The following is a 16352-nucleotide window of genomic DNA, read 5'->3' as shown; positions in this document are numbered from 1 at the left end:
ATGGACGCAGGTCAGACGGACGGGACAGGTCAGACACGCGAGGCAGGCGGACCGTCGGCGTCCGTCATCCAGGCGGCGTGGGACGATCCCAAACAGGCGAATATCATCTATCACGACGCCGAAGCCGACTCCTATGACGACAAGTGGTCGATCTCGTTCGACGACCGCTGCATCGACTACGCCCGGGACAGGTTCGTCACCATTGCCGGGACCACCGGCTGGCCCTATCCGAGCGCTCTCGAGATTGGTGCGGGGACCGGGTTCTTCCTGCTCAACCTGGTGCAGGCAGGGGTGGTGGCCCGCGAAGGAGCGCATGTCAGCGACATCAGCCCCCGCATGGTCACCACCGCCACCCGCAACGCCGCGAGCCTGGGTCTGACCGTGGCGGGCCGGGTCGCCGACGCCGAGTCCGTCCCGTACCCGGACGCGAGTTTCGACCTGGTGGTGGGGCATGCCGTCCTGCACCACATCCCGGATGTCGAGCTGGCGTTGCGGGAGGTGCTGCGGGTGTTGCGACCGGGGGGGCGGTTCGTGTTCGCGGGGGAGCCGACCAGGTACGGCGACGTGGTAGCCCGCCGGTTGTCGCGGGCGACCTGGTGGGCGACCACCCGGGTGACCAGGCTGCCGATGCTGCGGGACTGGGCTCGGCCGGCCGGCGAGCTCGTGGCCAGTTCCGCTGCCCACGCGCTGGAGTCCGTGGTGGACCTGCACACCTTTGTGCCGGCGGAGCTGGCCGGGATGGCCCGGCGGGCCGGTGCGGTCGAGGTGAAGGTGCGTACGGAGGAACTCACCGCGGCCTGGTTCGGCTGGCCGGTGCGTACCTTCGAATGCGCCGTCGCCGAGTCGAAGCTCAGCTTCGGCTACCGGATGGGTGTCTATCGGACGTGGCAGCGCCTGGCCGCCTTCGACGCCCGGTACGCCTCCCGGGTGGTGCCCGCGGGTCTTTTCTACAATGCGCTCGTCACCGGTGTCCGAGCGCCGGAAGCTCGGCCGTGAGAATATTCGGTGGGCGGGCGAATCGGGATCCGCGGCAGGGACGTTTCCTCACGTTCGCGTCCGCGCGGTGGATCGTCCGCCACCGCGCCTGGACGCCTTTCCATCTGCGCCGGTACTGGCGGTTCGTGGTGTTTCGGCTGCGGTATCCACAGGTGGTGACCGAGGGTTTCGTTTTTCTCGGTAAGAACGTGGGTATCGAGGGCCGTCCTGGTTACGGGAGAATCGTGCTGGGTCGGTGGGTGCATCTCGGTGACAACAGCCGGATCCGCTGCCACGAGGGGAACCTGCGTATCGGTGACAAATGCGTCCTCGGGCGTAACAACACCGTCAACTGTTATCTCGACGTCGAAATCGGTGCGAAATCCCTGATTGCGGATGATGTGTACATCATCGATTTCGACCATGTGTTCAGTGACATCCACGTGCCCATCAAGGACCAGGGCCTCGCGAAGTCCCCGGTGCGGATCGGAGCCGACGTGTGGATCGGTACCAAGGTCACCGTGTTGCGCGGGAGCCGCATCGGCTCGGGGTCGGTGATCGCCGCGGGCGCCGTGGTGAACACCGACATCGCACCGATGTCGGTCGCGGTCGGTATGCCCGCCCGCGTCATGCGTAACCGGGTGGAGGGTTACCAGGCCGCCGAGGCGAAGCGGGCAGCGCTGGCCGACATCGCCCGCAAGACGGCCGCGGCTGCCGCCCCGGTCATCGCCGCCCGCGCCGGAGCCGGACGTTCCCGCCAGAAATGATCTGTTCCGGGAGTCGTCGACCCGATGTCGGAAAGTCGACTTCATCACCTCCGGGGGTGGGGCTTTCGCGCTCCGCGGAGGCGCTCTACTATGTCGTCTGACGTCCCGCTTCGATCGACAATGCGACCGACAATGCGACCTGGGCGGCTGTCTCGAGAGGTTGGGGATGACCGAAGCCGACGACGTTGTAAACATCCGAAAGCTGCCGGTGGATTTTACTGAAAAGAGTCGACAGGTTGCCGACCGGCCGGAAAGAGGTGGGCGTGTCCGGCTACCGGGACTCGACCCCGACGCCTTTCGGCATCCTCTCGACCGGCGGGCCACCCGTACGCTGCAACGGATTCCCGGGTTCGACCGGGTCGTGGCTAAATACATCGAATGGGGCGTGGAACGCGTCCACTACGTGGAGAACACAGCGTCCAGCGTGAAAGTCGGGCCACGCCAGCTCCCGGCGATCTATGCGATTCTGCGCGAGGCGTGCGCGATTCTGGACGTCCCGGAGCCCGAACTCTACGTCCGGCGTGGGCCGGTCGACGCCTACACGTCCGGGCACACCCGTCCCTACGTGGTGCTGTTCACTGATCTGCTCGACATCATGGACACCGACGAACTCCTGGCCGTGATCGCGCACGAACTCGGCCATGTCAAATGCGGCCATGTCCTCTACGGGACGATGGCCAGGATCGTCGGCGGCGCCATGGGCGCGGGCGTCGCCCGCAAGGCGGGTGCCGTCGTCGGTAACGTCGCGGCCTTCGGGCTGGGAGCGGGCCTGGCGGCCTGGGCACGCAAGGCGGAGCTGACCGCTGACCGGGCGGCGATGCTCGCCGTCCAGGATCCCGGCCCGTGCGTCCGGATGATGATGAAGCTTGCCGGCGGCGCGACCCGCTGGCTGGAGCAGATGAATCCCGACGCCTTTCTCGAGCAGGCCCGGTTGCTGGACGACATGGCAGAGGAGAGCAAACTCGCCCGGTTCCACCGGCTGCGGATCCGGACCGCCGGATCCCACCCGCTCGCGGTCGAGCGTGCCCGCTACTTCGACGAGTGGCTGCACGAGGACGAACCCCGAAAGATCCTCGAGGGCATCTACGCCGTGCGGGCCGGCAGCCGGCACTGCCTGACCTGCGCGACGCCGCCGCGTCCGACCGAGAACTTCTGCGCGACCTGCGGCACCGGCCTCACCGTCTGGACGGCCACCGGATGATCCCCGGAGGCGTACCGGAGGCATAGTGGTTCAGCGCATGGCGAGGTCGACCACGAGCGGTTTGTGGTCGCTGCCGATCTCGGTGCCCACCTGGTAGCCGGTGACGGCGAACTGCGGTGACGCCAGCACGTGGTCGATCCGCAGCAGCGGGGGCAGGAGCAGGTGGTTGGCGTTCCATGTGGGTGCCCAGCCGGCTGCGGCCACGTCGTGGGCGTCCCGCAGGTGCTCGTCGAGCAGGCGCCCGAACGGCCGGTGGTCGCGGGTGGCGTTGAAGTCACCGGCGAGCACCACCGGCATGGGGGTGAGGGCGGCCTCCGCCCGCAGGGTGTCCAGCTGCCGCCGCCACCGCGGGGCGTACTCGCCGTTCGTCGGTGACACCGTGTGGACGGCGAAGAGCCTGAACTGGTGCGCGGCGTCCATCTGGACCGTCACGCGCAGGGACGGCAGGTCGGCGACCAGCGGTATCTCCGCCTGGACGAGCGGGAACCGGGAGAACACCGCCACCCCGAACGGGTCCAGCCGGGCATGCACCTCCCGGTAGGTGTAGCCGGCCAGCGCGCCGGACTTCTCGACCGCCTCCAGGGTGAGCGGGGTGGCCTCCTCCAGCACGACGATGTCGGGCCGGGTGGTGTTGATCTGGGCGCCGAGCCGCCCGGCGTTGTCGTTGGTGTACAGCAAGTTGGACGTCATGATCCGCACCTTTGCCGCGCCGACGGGGATGGCCTCGGGCTTTCCCGGCCACAGCTCGGGCACGGTGAAGGCCAGATGGGCGATGACAGCCAGCAGCGAAGCGACCAGCAGCCGGTTGCGTCGCAGCGCAAAAGCAACGGCCAGCGCCATGTAGGCGGGCAGGTACTCGACCGGGGTGAACGCGTTGATCCCCGAGTACGGCCAGCTCAGCGCGTCGTCCAGATGGAGCAGCCGGCCCAGGGTGATGACTGTGAGCGTGCCTACGACCACCCAGGCAAGAAAAATCGCCGGTGTCCGTGGCGGTATCACGGCGGTGCCGCGTTTGTCGGCCCTCGGCCCCTTCGACTCGCCGGGGAATACGGGCATGTCGGAACCGGCGTCCGGATGCGGGGTCATGACAACAGATTGCCGCTGGGGATGACCGTGGGAAGCGGCAGGGGCGGACGTGGATCCGACAGTGCGGCCAAGCACACACCGATCACCTCTTCGGCGATGACCGGCCACGCATGACGCGCCAGGCGACCGGCGGTGGCGCGGACCGTCGTCCGGGCCCGGGGCGGGACCCGTCCGCAACCATCCGTACGGGCTGTGATCCAAATGGGTTTGTTGCTGTGTACGCTTTTCGGCAACATAAGCGTGCACATCGACAAACTCGCGCCGATCTCCTCCAGTGGCCAGCACTCATCGACGCATGCCACCGTTCGCCAAGCCGCGCATGGTCACCTGACCGGCACTTCAGGGCGCCTCCTGCGCTCGGGTGATCCGGCGTGCGTCCAGGGCCGGGAACGGGTAGTCCAGGGTGCGGTAGTGGCGGGCGAGTTTGGCGGCCCCGAGCCGGTCACCGCCATGGACCGCGTCGGCCAGCGCGTCGAAACGCCCGGCGTGCGTGTAGGCCCGGGACCTCGCGTAGCTCGCGGCGCTGTCGTGGGTGACACAGAATGCCCAGTCGCTGGAACCGGTGAGGAACGCCTCTCGCGCCATCTGGTCGAGGACGTCGTCGCGCTCGCTCGGGCGAGCGGCCGCGGCCACGACCTCGACCAGCCGTTCGTTCACCTCGGACGCGAGCTTGGTCAGGTCGGTCACGTCCGTCCAGACATGGAAGTCCTTACCCAGCCCCCAGGAGCCTGCCGGCAGGTCGCGGACGCCCTCGACATGCCCGGCCGCGGCCGCCTGTGACAGTGTCGTCACCCGTACACCGGCGTCGGGCAGCAGCCCGAGGACCGCTTCCAGGAACGCCGGTCCCTCATGCCAGTGATGGCCGAACAGCTCCGTGTCGAAGGCGCACACGACGAGCGCCGGGCGGCCGTCCCTGGCCTCGGCCAGTTCGGTCAGCCGCCGCCGGACGACACCGACGAAGTGCGCCGCGTCGGCACCGGCGGCCTCCTGCGCGGCGACGGCCTCATACGGTGCCTTGAGCTCGGGTGGGGTGTCCACGGACGTCACCCTGGCCACCCGCAGGCCGCTGCCGTGGTCGAAGGTGTGGAAGTCGCGGTACCACGCGCCCGCGGGATAGCCGGCCGTGGGCGACCACACCTCGTAGGAGACGCCGAGGTCGCGAGGGAACGCCAGCACGCCGCTGCCCGCGACGTCGTAGGCGCCGGCGGTCTCGCCGCCGACGGTGGGGCCGTCCACCACGAAGTGGGTGATGCCCGCGTCGGCGTAGTGCTGTTCCAGCCCCGGCCGGTAGGCGCATTCGGGGGCCCAGATCCCGCGGAGCCGGGCGCCGAACCGGACGGTCGCGTCGTCGAGGCCGGCGTCGAGCTGCGTCCGGACGACCCGATCGTCCAGCAACGGCAGCACCGGATGGGACGCCGGCCCTCCGAGCAGTTCGATGACGCCGGCGTCGGCCAGCCGGCGCAGCAGCGGTGACGCCCCGTGCCGCCAGCGACCCTCGACGGCCCGCAGGGCCCTGGTGGCGAGCGCGCCTTCATAGCTCGCTCCGGGCACGCCGTCCACCAGCGCCCCCTGCGTCCGAAGCTGCCAGTCCGCCACCCATCCGGCCAGCCCGGACAGGCAGTACGGGTCGTCCACCATGGCGGCCAGCACGGGTGTGACGCCGAGGGTCAGCACATTGCGCCGGCCGGTGTCGGCGAGGCGTTCGAGCAGGTCGACCACGGGCAGGTACGCGCCGGTCCACGCCTGGTACAGCCATTCCTCGCCGACCGGCCACGCACCGGCATGCGCGACCCACGGAAGGTGGGTGTGCAGCACGAGGCAGAACGTCCCGATCGGCTCGGCCGAGGCCCGGCCCGCGGTTCCGGCCGAGCTCAGCGCCGGGGTCTGCGCCGGGGTCTGCGCCGGGGCTGCTGCCGGGGTCTGCGCCGGGGCTGGCACCGGGGTCTGTGTTCGCGCCGGCTGGTTCATGGTCGGCGGTAGGCGACCACGGCCAGGTCGAGGCTGGAGGCGATCGGGGTGTCGGGAGTGTCGGGATGCAGGGCGAAGTCGCCGACGTCGGTGCTGCGTACCCGCTGGGCCAGCGCGCTGGACCACTGCGGGTAGGGATGGGCGAGCTGGGCGTCCACGATCGCGCCGTTCCTGCGCTCCCATGCCTGTAGCCGCGGCGCGTGCCAGACACCCCACAGGCGGGTGACCACGAAATGCTCCTCGACGAGGGGGACGAGCTCGTCCGGAGCGAGTTCCCGGGTGTGGTATGGATTCGCGGGAGTGTCCCGTCCCGGGGAGAAGGTCAGCCGGTTCGGGGTCGTCAGCACGAGCGTGCCGGCCGGGCGCAGCACCCGGGCGCACTCGGCCAGGAATGCCTCCTGGTCGTTGAGATGTTCGATGACCTGCAGGTTCGCTATGACCTCGGCGGTGGCGTCGGCGAACGGCAGGCGCTGGAGATCGGCGCGTACGGGGGTCGTGCCGGGATAGGTGTGCCGGACGTGTTCGACGACGTCAGCGGCGGTATCGACCGCGATGACCCGGGATGCGGACTTCGCCAGCAGCGCCGCGCCGTATCCCTCGCCGCAGCCCGCTTCGACGACCACGGCGCCGGTGGTGAACGGAGCGAACGCGGCGTAGGCCGCCTCGTGCCGTTTGAACCAGTACCGCTCGAACCACACTCCCGGTACGGTCCGTTCTCCGAAGACCGCCCACGCGAGCAGGGTGTTGTGATCATCGGACGTGGGGGTGACCTCGTCGGTGCGGCGGGGCGTTGTCGCCGGCTCGTGCCTGACCATGAAACCCGACCTTACGCACTGGTAACCGCGACGTGTCGGAACCCCTCCACGGACAGCAGAAGGTGTGGTTCATATGACGCATGGTGGGGAGGGCGGCGTGCGGATGGGTGCCGGTGAGCTGTGGTGACGGGTGGAACCGCAGTGACGGGCGCCCCAGTGGACTGTCATGCCCGGCCGCCCGTCACATATACCTTCTTCTGTTTATGTTTATCCTTTATGCGACTGTCATCCTTTATGCGACTGTCGCCGCCACCTTGGTGGGGATGCCGGGGCGGGCTATGAGCGGCGCGGCGTGCCTGCGCCACTCCCGTACGGCGACGACGTCGTCGTATCGGCTGATGCCGCGGTCGAGCTCGCGCAGTTTCTCGGTGATCCGGACGGAGTCGAGATGGCTTGCCAGTTCGACCGCGCGGCGTCCGGCGTCCAGGGCGGCTTCGACGTCGGGACCGGGTCTGCGAAGGTACGACAGGGCGAGATCCGCCTCGGCGTAGCTGCGGGTACGGGTCCGCGACGGAAGCTGCCGGGCGCGGGACTCCAGCAGCAGCGGCTCGGCCTCCCGGGCCTTGCCGAGCAGCATGAAGCAGTGGCCCTTGCATTCGGCGACGTCCGCGTCGTTGTAGTGTGCGGACCACGGCGGGCCGTCGTCGGCGCAGGCCCGTTCGAGTTCGGCGTCCATGGCGCTCAACGCCTTGCCGCATCCGGCCTCGTCGCCGTTGCGGGCCAGGGCCCAGGCGTGTTTGTCGTGCAGCATCACCCGTACCGAGCGGGATGCGGTGCTGCGGGAGCGGTCGAGGGCGGCCTTTGCCAGGGCGAGGCTCTGGCGGAGCTGGCCGAGACGTCCGGCCTGGTCGCTCATGGCGGACAGGATCCGGCTGGCCAGCATGGCGTCCCCGGCATGCTCGGCGAGGCCGAGCGCCTGGATGTAATAGCGCTGCGCCAGTGACTGGCGATCGGAGTCCTGGGCGAGCCAGCCGCTGAACTGGGTCAGTTCGGCCAGCGCGCCGAACAGGTCCGGGGTGTGCCGGGCGTCCAGCGCGGTCTTGGTCCGGTCGTGCAGGAAGGTGACCACCTGTCCGCGGATCTCACCGCTGCCGTACCGGGCGTCGAGCTTGCGGAAGGTCTCGGTCATATCCCTGATCATCGTTGCGGTCGGTGTCGAAGCCAGGGCGTCGTCATTTTTGATCGTGTTGACGACGCCGGTGAGGCTGGCCAGTACCGAGTCGGCGAAGGCAGTGGCTATGAAGGCACTTCCGTCCTGCAAGAGGTCTCGCCTGCGCATGTCTCGTCCTGAGAGTCCGGCGATGGTTCCAAGGGTGCCAGCGGGTTTCTCGGCCACGAGGAGCCCGAAGTCGTCGCCGTGGAAGGTCTCACCCCGCCAGCCGAGGTCGGTCGGGGTGATGCGGTAGCCCACCAGCGTCGACATCTCGGCGGCGGCGAGCTCGGCCACCATGGGGTCACGGGGGCGCATGCCACGACGCCAGTGGCCCACCGTGGTGCGCGCCAGTCCGAGCTCGATCCGGCGGTGACGTCGCGCGCGCTCATTGATCTGCCGGGCGAAGCGGGTGTCGGAGACGGACGTTTCGGCAAGCAGTCGCGCGAACAGTGTCGGGTAAGATCCATTTTTGTCCGGTATGGGATGTTCGTCCTGAGTAAAGCCGATCAATTCCGGTTTTCTGTTCATTGTGTCTTCATAGTTCGTGCGATGACCTTTCGTGGCGAGATGACGTTTTTTTGTGCTGCAGGACAGAAAGTAGTGAGGCTGTCACAACGATAGAAGGGGCCGTGCAGAAGTTGGCTCGAATGCACGCGTACGCGGCCTTGGGCGGCAACGTGGACGGAGTGCGGCCTGGGTCACGTCAACGATCATTGAGCGTGACAAGGTTGACGGTGCGACCATGTCAAGAGCAAGAAGACCGATGAACGTGGCTACGGAGGCCTCGAGGCGTGAACATCGTTGTTACTGTCAAGCAGGTTCCGGATACCTGGGCGGAGAAGAAGCTTGATCCCGTCACCAGGACGACGGATCGTAAGAGTGTCGACAACGTCATAAACGAGATGGACGAGTATGGGGTCGAGGAGGCTCTGAAGATCAAAGAGGCCCACGGCGGCGAGGTGACGGTAGTCACCATGGGTCCGGAGAAGGCCATCGAGACCATACGCAAGGCGCTGTCGATGGGTGCGGACAAGGCCGTGCACATCACCGACGAGCAACTGGTGGGTTCCGACGCCCTGCAGACGTCCGCCGCGCTTGCGAAGGTCATTTCGACGCTTTCGCCCGACATCGTCATCACCGCTGCCGAGGCGTCCGACGCCCGCGGTGGTGTGCTGGGTGCTCTACTTGCCGAGCGGCTCGGATTCCCGCAGCTCACCCAGGCCCGTAAGGTGACCGTCGACCCGGGCGCGGGTACGGTGCGCATCGAACGTCAGGCTGACAACGGCTACGCCCTGGTGGAAGCGTCCACGCCCGTGGTCGTCGGTGTCGTCGAAAAAATCAACCAGCCGCGTTACCCGTCGTTCAAGGGAATCATGGCGGCCAAGAAGAAGCCGCTGACCACCCTGTCCGTCGCCGACGCCGGTCTGGATGCCAGCACGGTCGGGCTCGCCAACGCCGCCTCGACGGTGGTAGACGCCCAGCCCGCACCGCCCCGCCAGAGCGGAACGATCGTCAAGGACGAGGGTGACGGTGGTACGAAGGCCGCCGAGTTCCTCGTCGCGCAGAAGCTGATCTGAGGGGTCCTGTCCGATGGCTGAGGTTCTGGTACTCGTCGAGCATGCAGACGGCGAGCCGAAAAAGGTTACCGCCGAGCTGCTGACGCTCGCTCGATCGTTGGGTGAGGCATCCGCGGTCTTCCTCGGCGCACCCGGTACGTACGCAAAGGCCAAGGAGTTCCTAGCCCAGTATGGGGCGTCGAAGGTGTATGTCGTCGAGTCCGACGACGTCGTCGACTACGCGGTGGCTCCGGTGGCCGAGGTCCTGGCCAAGCTGGTAATCGACGTCTCGCCCACGGCGGTCCTCACGGCCGCCACCGCGGAGGCGAGGGAGGCCGCCGCGCGTACGGCTGCGAAGACCGAGTCGGGTCTGATCTGGGACGCCGTCGCCCTCACCCCGGACCTGTCTGCGACCCAGGGCGTCTTCGGCGGTTCCACGATCGTCACCTCGAAGGTCACCAAGGGGACGCCGATCTTCGTGGTGCGGCCGAACACCACTGCTCCCGAGGTCGCGCCGACCACGCCGGTAGAGGAGAACGTCGACATCACGATCTCGGACTCCGCCAGGTCGGCGAAGATCCTTGACCGGGTGGTCGAGGCCAAGTCGGGCCGTCCCGACCTCACTGAGGCGCAGATCGTGGTCTCCGGCGGCCGCGGGCTCGGTGCCGCCGAGCACTTCGCGCTCGTCGAGAAACTGGCCGACACCCTTGGCGCCGCGGTGGGTGCGTCTCGGGCGGCGACCGACGCCGGCTGGTACCCCCACCAGCAGCAGGTCGGCCAGACCGGCAAGACCGTGTCGCCGCAGCTCTACGTCGCGGTCGGCATCTCCGGTGCGATCCAGCACCGGGCCGGGATGCAGACGTCCAAGACGATCGTCGCGATCAACAAGGATCCGGAAGCGCCGATCTTCGAGTTCGCCGACTACGGCGTCGTGGGCGACCTGTTCAACGTCGTCCCGCAGCTCACCGAGGCGGTCGAGAAGCGCAAGGGGTAGTTGCTTCGCATCTCCGGTATCCGCGGACGTCCTTCCGCGGATCTTCGGCGGCCGGATGCTCCCCGGGCGGGAACATCCGGCCGCTGTCGTTTCCGGATGCTCCGCAGGTGTCTTGCGGATGCCCCGCGGATGTTCCGTGGGTGGAACACCCTCCCCTGCCGTTGCGGGCACGATCAGGGGTCTCTGACAGCTGACGATCATCGCAGACTCTGGACGTCTGGCCTATTGTGTGGTCATCCTAATATCTGCCATCCGATTATTGGGTGGACAGAGTGTGTACGCCGTTGGTCCGGAGGTCCGAGGATGGGCGCAGCCAATCAGTCACCCCTGCATGTCCCGCAACACCCGGTGCGGATCGTCACCGCGGCCTCCCTGTTCGACGGCCACGACGCGGCGATCAACATTATGCGCAGGATCCTGCAGTCCCAGGGCGTCGAAGTGATCCACCTCGGCCACGACCGCGGTGTGGACGAGCTGGTCACGGCCGCGATCCAGGAGGATGCCCAGGCGGTGGCGCTGTCGTCCTACCAGGGCGGGCACGTCGAGTACTTCAGCTACCTGGTCCAGCGGCTGCGCGAGCGCGGTGCCGGCCATATACGGGTATACGGCGGGGGAGGGGGCGTCATCGTCCCCGAGGAGATCGCCCTGCTGCACTCCCGCGGCGTCGCCCGGATCTTCTCGCCGCAGGACGGGCAGCGGCTCGGACTGCCAGGGATGATCAACCTGATCGTCGCCGAGTGCGACACCGACCTGACCACCGAACTGCCTTCGGTGCCGGCGATCCTGGCCGGTGACCAGGGCGCGCTCGCGCGGGCGATCACCGTGCTGCAAGGCGGCGGTTCGCCCGAGCTCGCGCGCCAGCTGCGGGCATCGGCCCGCCCCGGCATCCCGGTGCTGGGCATCACGGGCACGGGTGGATCCGGCAAGTCCTCGCTGACCGACGAGATCCTGCGGCGTCTGCGTGTCGACCAGCAGGACAAGCTGCGCGCCGCCGTGATCGCGGTGGACCCGACCCGCCGCCGGGGCGGCGGGGCGCTGCTCGGTGACCGCATCCGGATGAACGTGCTCGGGGACGCAGACGGCCCGTCCACGATCTTCTTCCGCTCCCTGGCGACCCGGGGTGCCGGAGGTGAGCTGCCCGAGCGTATCGCCGACGTGATCGCGGCCTGCCGGGCCGCCGGCTACGACCTGGTCGTGGTCGAGACGCCGGGGATCGGCCAGGGCGACACCGGGATCGTCGACCTCGTCGACGTTTCGCTGTACGTGATGACACCCGAGTACGGCGCGGCGTCCCAGCTTGAGAAGATCGACATGCTGGACTTCGCCGACGTGGTGGCGATCAACAAGTTCGAGCGGTCCGGGGCGGAGGACGCCCGCCGCGACGTCGGCCGTCAGCTGGTGCGCAACCGTGAGGCGTTCGGTGTCTCCTGGGCGGACATGCCGGTGTTCGGGACGAGCGCGGCCCGGTTCAACGACGACGGGGTCACCGCGCTCTACCAGCACCTGATCGCTCTGCTCGCGGCCAAGGGCCTGCCGCTTGCCGCCGGTGTGCTGCCGCAGGTGCCGGTCAAGGCGTCCTCGGGCCTGGCAACGGTGCTTCCACCGGCCCGGACCCGCTATCTGGCGGAGATCGCCGAGACCGTCCGCTCCTACCACCAGCGCAGCGCTGAGCAGGTCCAGGCGGCACGCCGGCGCCAGCACCTGACAACGGCGCACCAGGAGCTCGCCGCCGCCGGAGGCGACCACGCGGGGCTGGACGCCCTCCTCGATGGTGCCGAGAAGGCACTGGACCCCGACGTGCGCGAGCTGCTGGACGCCTGGCCGGCGACGGTGGCGGAGTACGCCGGCGAGGAGCTGGTCTACACGGTGCGCGGCAAAGAGATCCGCACGCCGTTGCGCCGCGTGACGCTGTCGGGCACGTCGATACCGCGGGTGGCAGTGCCCCGAACCGGCGACCACGGCGATCTCGTGCGCTTCGTGCGCGCGGAGAACCTGCCCGGCCGGTTCCCGTTCACCGCCGGGGTGTTCCCGTTCAAGCGGGCCGGCGAGGCACCAGCCCGGATGTTCGCAGGTGAGGGCGACCCGTTCCGCACCAACCGGCGGTTCCACTACCTGTCCCGGGGGTCGCAGGCCACCCGGCTGTCCACGGCGTTCGACTCGGTCACCCTCTACGGCCGGGACCCGGCGCCCCGTCCCGACATCTACGGCAAGATCGGCACGTCCGGAGTCTCGATCGCGACCCTGGACGACATGAAGGAGCTCTACGCCGGCTTCGACCTGTGCTCGCCGACGACGAGCGTCTCGATGACGATCAACGGGCCGGCCCCGGCGATCCTCGCGATGTTCCTCAATGTCGCCGTCGACCAGCGCCTGACGGAGTTCGTGGCCACCGAAGGCCGCGAGCCCACGCCGGCCGAGGCCGCCGACGTGCGGGCCAAGGCGCTCACGACCGTGCGTGGAACCGTGCAGGCCGACATCCTCAAGGAGGACCAGGGGCAGAACACCTGCATCTTCTCCACCGAGTTCGCCCTGCGGTGTATGGCCGACGTGCAGGAATGGTTCATCACCCACGGCGTCCGCAACTTCTATTCCGTGTCGATTTCTGGCTACCACATCGCGGAGGCCGGGGCGAACCCCATCAGCCAGGTTGCGTTCACCCTGGCCAACGGCTTCACCTACGTCGAGGCGTACCTCGCCCGCGGCATGGACATCGACGACTTCGCGCCGAACCTGTCGTTCTTCTTCTCCAACGGCCTGGATGCGGAGTACACCGTCATCGGCCGGGTGGCCCGGCGGATCTGGGCGGTGGCGATGCGCGAGCGCTACGGCGCCGCCGAACGGTCGCAGAAGCTCAAGTACCACGTCCAGACCTCCGGCCGTTCCCTGCACGCCCAGGAGATGGACTTCAACGACATCCGCACGACGTTGCAGGCCCTGTGCGCCATCTACGACAACTGCAACAGCCTGCACACCAACGCCTATGACGAGGCGGTGACCACCCCGAGCGAGCATTCCGTCCGGCGGGCACTGGCCATCCAGATGATTATCGACAACGAGTGGGGCCTGACGGGCAATGAGAACCCGCTGCAGGGTTCCTACATCGTCGAGGAACTCACCGACCTCGTGGAGGAGGCGGTGCTGGCCGAGTTCGAGCGGATTTCCGAGCGCGGCGGTGTGCTCGGCGCGATGGAAACCGGCTACCAGCGTGGACGCATCCAGGACGAGTCCATGCTGTACGAGCATCGCAAGCATGACGGCAGTCTGCCGATCATCGGGGTGAACACCTTCCTCGACCCCGACGCCGAGGACAGCCCGCAGGGTCCCCTCGAGCTTGCCCGGGCCACAGAGGACGAGAAGCGTTCACAGCTCGCCCGGCTCGCCGACTTCCAGGCCCGGCACGCCGAGGAGGCGCCCGAGGCGTTGCGCCGGCTGCGCGAGGCCGCGGCGGCCGGCCAGAACACCTTCGACGTCCTCATGGACGCGGTCCGGCACTGCTCGCTCGGCCAGATCAGCGACGCTTTCTTCGAGGTCGGTGGCCGGTATCGTCGTAACGTCTGACCCAACCTAGTTTCCCAGGGGCCCCTGGCTGGCCAGGGACAGCGCGATCGTGATTCGCTCGCGTCCGGGGTTCCTGCCGGATCCGGCAGGAACCCCGGATCCGGCAACTCCGGGAGGCCCACGTTTCCTAGGGGTCCACAGCGGCCCCAGGGGTCTGCGGCGGCACGGGAAGCGAGGCCCGTGTTGTCCTTCGGCCGACCGGCCACGTCGTGGAGGAGCCGTCTGCCCGTGTCCTTTCCCAAGCCTCTGCCGTTCGACCCCATTGAGGAGGCGCGCAGGCAGTGGACGGCGCACGGGTGGGCCGACGCCGCTGACGGCATGGCGGCGGTCACGTCCGTGATGCGCGCCCAGCAGATCATCCTGGCCCGCACGGACGAGGTGCTGCGTCCCTTCGAGCTGACCTTCGCCCGCTACGAGCTGCTCATGTTGCTGCTGTTCAGCCGGACCGGGTCCCTGCCGATGAGCAAGGTCGGCAACCGCCTGCAGGTGCATCCGACGAGCGTGACCAGCGCGGTCGACCGGCTGTCCTCGCAGGGGCTTGTCCGCCGCATCCCGCATCCGACGGACCGGCGGGCGACCCTGGCCGAGATCACGGCGGCCGGCCGGGAGCTCGCGACCGCGGCCACCGTCGCGCTCAACGAGCGCGTCTTCGCCGACCCGGGGATGCCGCCCGAGCAGATCGGTCCGCTCGTCGAGATCCTCCGGGAGTTCCGCGGCCGCGCCGGCGACTTCTGACCCGCCGGCCTCCCGGTGGGCCGGGCGATCTCCTGGCCGGCCACCTTCAGTCGCCTTCGTACAGACGGTGGAGGTCGACGAGGACGATGCCGGGGCCGGAGCCGGCGGCGGCGGCGCGTAGATCGTCGGTGAAGCCGGTGGCGAAGAACAGCAGGAGGCGGGTGTCGGTCACGTCCAGGTTGTTGGTCCGTTCGATGAGCGCGCGGGCGCGTCGCAGCCTGTTCAGATGCTCGAGGCCCATCTCGATGCCCCATTTGGCCTCGCCGGTGGCCACGGCCGCCAGCACCGAGATGTACAGGCCGGGCTCCTGGGCGTCGGCGGGGTATCGCGGCGAGGCACGGATATCCTCGGTGGTGTGACCTACCTCGACCATGCGGCGACCACGCCGATGCGTCCGGAGGCCGTGGCCGCCTACACCGCGGCGCTCGCGGACGGCGGGAACGCGTCGTCGCTGCACGCCAGCGGCCGTCGTGCACGAAGGGTAGTTGAAGAGTCGCGTGAGGCGCTTGCCGCCGCGCTGCGTGCCCGCCCGTCCGAGGTGGTCTTCACCGCCGGCGGAACCGAAAGCGACAACCTGGCCATCAAGGGGCTGTACTGGGCCCGCCGTGCCGCCGAACCACGCCGGCACCGGGTGCTCGTCAGCGCGGTCGAGCACCGGGCCATCCTCGACGCCGTGGTCTGGCTTGCCGAGGCGCAGGACGCCCAGGTCGAGCTGTTGCCCGTGGACTCCACCGGGATGGTGCGTCCCGATGTCCTCGCCGCGGCGATCGCGCGTGACCCCGACAGCGTCGCCCTGGTCAGCGTGATGTGGGCGAACAACGAGGTCGGAACCGTCTCGCCGGTCGCGGAGCTCGCGGCGGTTGCGCACCGTTACGGGATCGTGTTCCACACCGACGCCGTCCAGGCTGTCGGGTCGATCCCGGTGTCGTTCGAGGACAGCGGCGCGGACGCGCTGACGGTCAGTGCACACAAGCTCGGCGGCCCGATCGGCATGGGCGCGTTGCTGGTACGCCGGGGCTTGGTCCTGGCGCCGCTGACCCACGGTGGCGGGCAGGAACGCGACGTCCGCTCGGGTACCCTCGACACCCCCGGGGTGGCCGCCTTCGCGGCCGCGGCGTCGGCGGCGGTCGCCGAGCAGCCGGTCGAGGCGGTGCGGCTGGCCGCCCTGCGTGATGACCTGGTCGCGCGGGTATTCGCCACGGTGCCGGACGTGGTGGCCAACGGAGCGCCCTCAGGCCCCGGACGCCTGCCCGGCATCGCCCATCTGACCTTCCCGGGCTGCGAGGGCGACTCGCTGCTGTTGCTGCTCGACGCTCACGGGATCGAGTGCTCGACGGGTTCGGCCTGCTCCGCGGGGGTGGCCCGACCGTCCCACGTCCTGCTGGCCATGGGTGTCGACGAGGCCCGCGCCCGCGGCTCGCTGCGCTTTTCGCTGGGGCGGACGTCCGCTGCGGGCGACGTCGACGCCTTGATCCGCGTGATCATGCCTGTGGTGAACCGAGCGCGCCGTGCGGGGGCGCTCGCCGGTCTGTCGGGGGGGTGAG

Annotated in this window: 13 protein-coding genes; 8 read left to right on the top strand and 5 right to left on the bottom strand. The window is 68.8% G+C overall.

Annotation, left to right across the window (positions count from 1 at the left end):
* From CV1CTNOD_RS19875 to CV1CTNOD_RS19865, 3 genes are all read left to right on the top strand, one after another.
* Positions 1 to 996, top strand: coding sequence for a class I SAM-dependent methyltransferase (locus CV1CTNOD_RS19875; RefSeq protein ID WP_242606853.1), 996 nt, complete (start codon positions 1 to 3; stop codon positions 994 to 996).
* A complete protein-coding gene (locus CV1CTNOD_RS19870) occupies positions 993 to 1742 on the top strand; it encodes an acyltransferase (RefSeq protein WP_131787516.1) in 750 nt (249 codons plus the stop codon). The genes CV1CTNOD_RS19875 and CV1CTNOD_RS19870 overlap by 4 nt, the downstream gene beginning before the upstream one ends.
* Before the next feature lie 166 nt (positions 1743 to 1908).
* Positions 1909 to 2943: a M48 family metallopeptidase gene (locus tag CV1CTNOD_RS19865; protein WP_131787515.1), complete on the top strand. Its 1035-nt coding sequence runs from the start codon at positions 1909 to 1911 to the stop codon at positions 2941 to 2943.
* 30 nt (positions 2944 to 2973) lie between these two features.
* Here CV1CTNOD_RS19865 and CV1CTNOD_RS19860 read toward each other — a convergent pair whose 3' ends face one another.
* The 4 genes from CV1CTNOD_RS19860 to CV1CTNOD_RS19845 form a co-directional block, all read right to left on the bottom strand.
* A complete protein-coding gene (locus CV1CTNOD_RS19860) occupies positions 2974 to 4029 on the bottom strand; it encodes an endonuclease/exonuclease/phosphatase family protein (RefSeq protein WP_131787514.1) in 1056 nt (351 codons plus the stop codon).
* 339 nt (positions 4030 to 4368) lie between these two features.
* Positions 4369 to 5997: a 1,4-alpha-glucan branching protein domain-containing protein gene (locus CV1CTNOD_RS19855; RefSeq protein WP_131787513.1), complete on the bottom strand. Its 1629-nt coding sequence runs from the start codon at positions 5995 to 5997 to the stop codon at positions 4369 to 4371.
* Positions 5994 to 6812 (bottom strand): class I SAM-dependent methyltransferase, encoded by an 819-nt coding sequence (locus CV1CTNOD_RS19850; RefSeq protein ID WP_131768395.1) that lies wholly within the window; start codon positions 6810 to 6812, stop codon positions 5994 to 5996. Before CV1CTNOD_RS19850 ends, CV1CTNOD_RS19855 begins: the two co-directional genes overlap by 4 nt.
* Before the next feature lie 232 nt (positions 6813 to 7044).
* Positions 7045 to 8493 carry a transcriptional regulator gene (locus tag CV1CTNOD_RS19845; protein WP_131787512.1) on the bottom strand — a complete coding sequence of 483 codons (1449 nt, stop codon included), beginning with the start codon at positions 8491 to 8493 and terminating at the stop codon, positions 7045 to 7047.
* A 263-nt stretch (positions 8494 to 8756) separates the two neighbouring features.
* Between CV1CTNOD_RS19845 and CV1CTNOD_RS19840 the strand changes: the two genes are divergently transcribed.
* The 4 genes from CV1CTNOD_RS19840 to CV1CTNOD_RS19825 all read left to right on the top strand — a co-directional run bounded on the left by CV1CTNOD_RS19840 (position 8757) and on the right by CV1CTNOD_RS19825 (position 14808).
* Positions 8757 to 9542, top strand: coding sequence for an electron transfer flavoprotein subunit beta/FixA family protein (locus CV1CTNOD_RS19840; protein ID WP_131787511.1), 786 nt, complete (start codon positions 8757 to 8759; stop codon positions 9540 to 9542).
* Positions 9543 to 9555: 13 nt separating this feature from the next.
* Complete coding sequence (locus tag CV1CTNOD_RS19835; protein ID WP_131787510.1) at positions 9556 to 10515, top strand: electron transfer flavoprotein subunit alpha/FixB family protein; 960 nt, start codon at positions 9556 to 9558, stop codon at positions 10513 to 10515.
* A gap of 303 nt (positions 10516 to 10818) precedes the next feature.
* Positions 10819 to 14073, top strand: coding sequence for a fused isobutyryl-CoA mutase/GTPase IcmF (gene icmF / locus CV1CTNOD_RS19830; RefSeq protein ID WP_131787509.1), 3255 nt, complete (start codon positions 10819 to 10821; stop codon positions 14071 to 14073).
* Between the two features lie 228 nt (positions 14074 to 14301).
* A complete protein-coding gene (locus tag CV1CTNOD_RS19825; protein ID WP_131787508.1) occupies positions 14302 to 14808 on the top strand; it encodes a MarR family winged helix-turn-helix transcriptional regulator in 507 nt (168 codons plus the stop codon).
* Positions 14809 to 14854: 46 nt separating this feature from the next.
* Here CV1CTNOD_RS19825 and CV1CTNOD_RS19820 read toward each other — a convergent pair whose 3' ends face one another.
* The gene (locus tag CV1CTNOD_RS19820) at positions 14855 to 15181 is read right to left on the bottom strand and encodes a hypothetical protein (protein ID WP_242606851.1); all 327 of its coding nucleotides are present in this window, start codon (positions 15179 to 15181) and stop codon (positions 14855 to 14857) included.
* On the opposite strand from CV1CTNOD_RS19820, the gene CV1CTNOD_RS19815 reads away from it, so the two are divergent.
* Positions 15164 to 16351 (top strand): cysteine desulfurase family protein, encoded by a 1188-nt coding sequence (locus tag CV1CTNOD_RS19815; protein WP_131787507.1) that lies wholly within the window; start codon positions 15164 to 15166, stop codon positions 16349 to 16351. The genes CV1CTNOD_RS19820 and CV1CTNOD_RS19815 overlap by 18 nt on opposite strands.
* Position 16352 lies beyond the last annotated feature (1 nt).

The sequence above is a fragment of the Protofrankia symbiont of Coriaria ruscifolia genome, assembly GCF_900634745.1.
GTDB classification, from domain to species: Bacteria; Actinomycetota; Actinomycetes; order Frankiales; family Frankiaceae; genus Protofrankia; species Protofrankia californiensis.
Note: the sequence above shows the minus strand (reverse complement) of the source record. Positions and strands in the feature narration are given on the sequence as shown.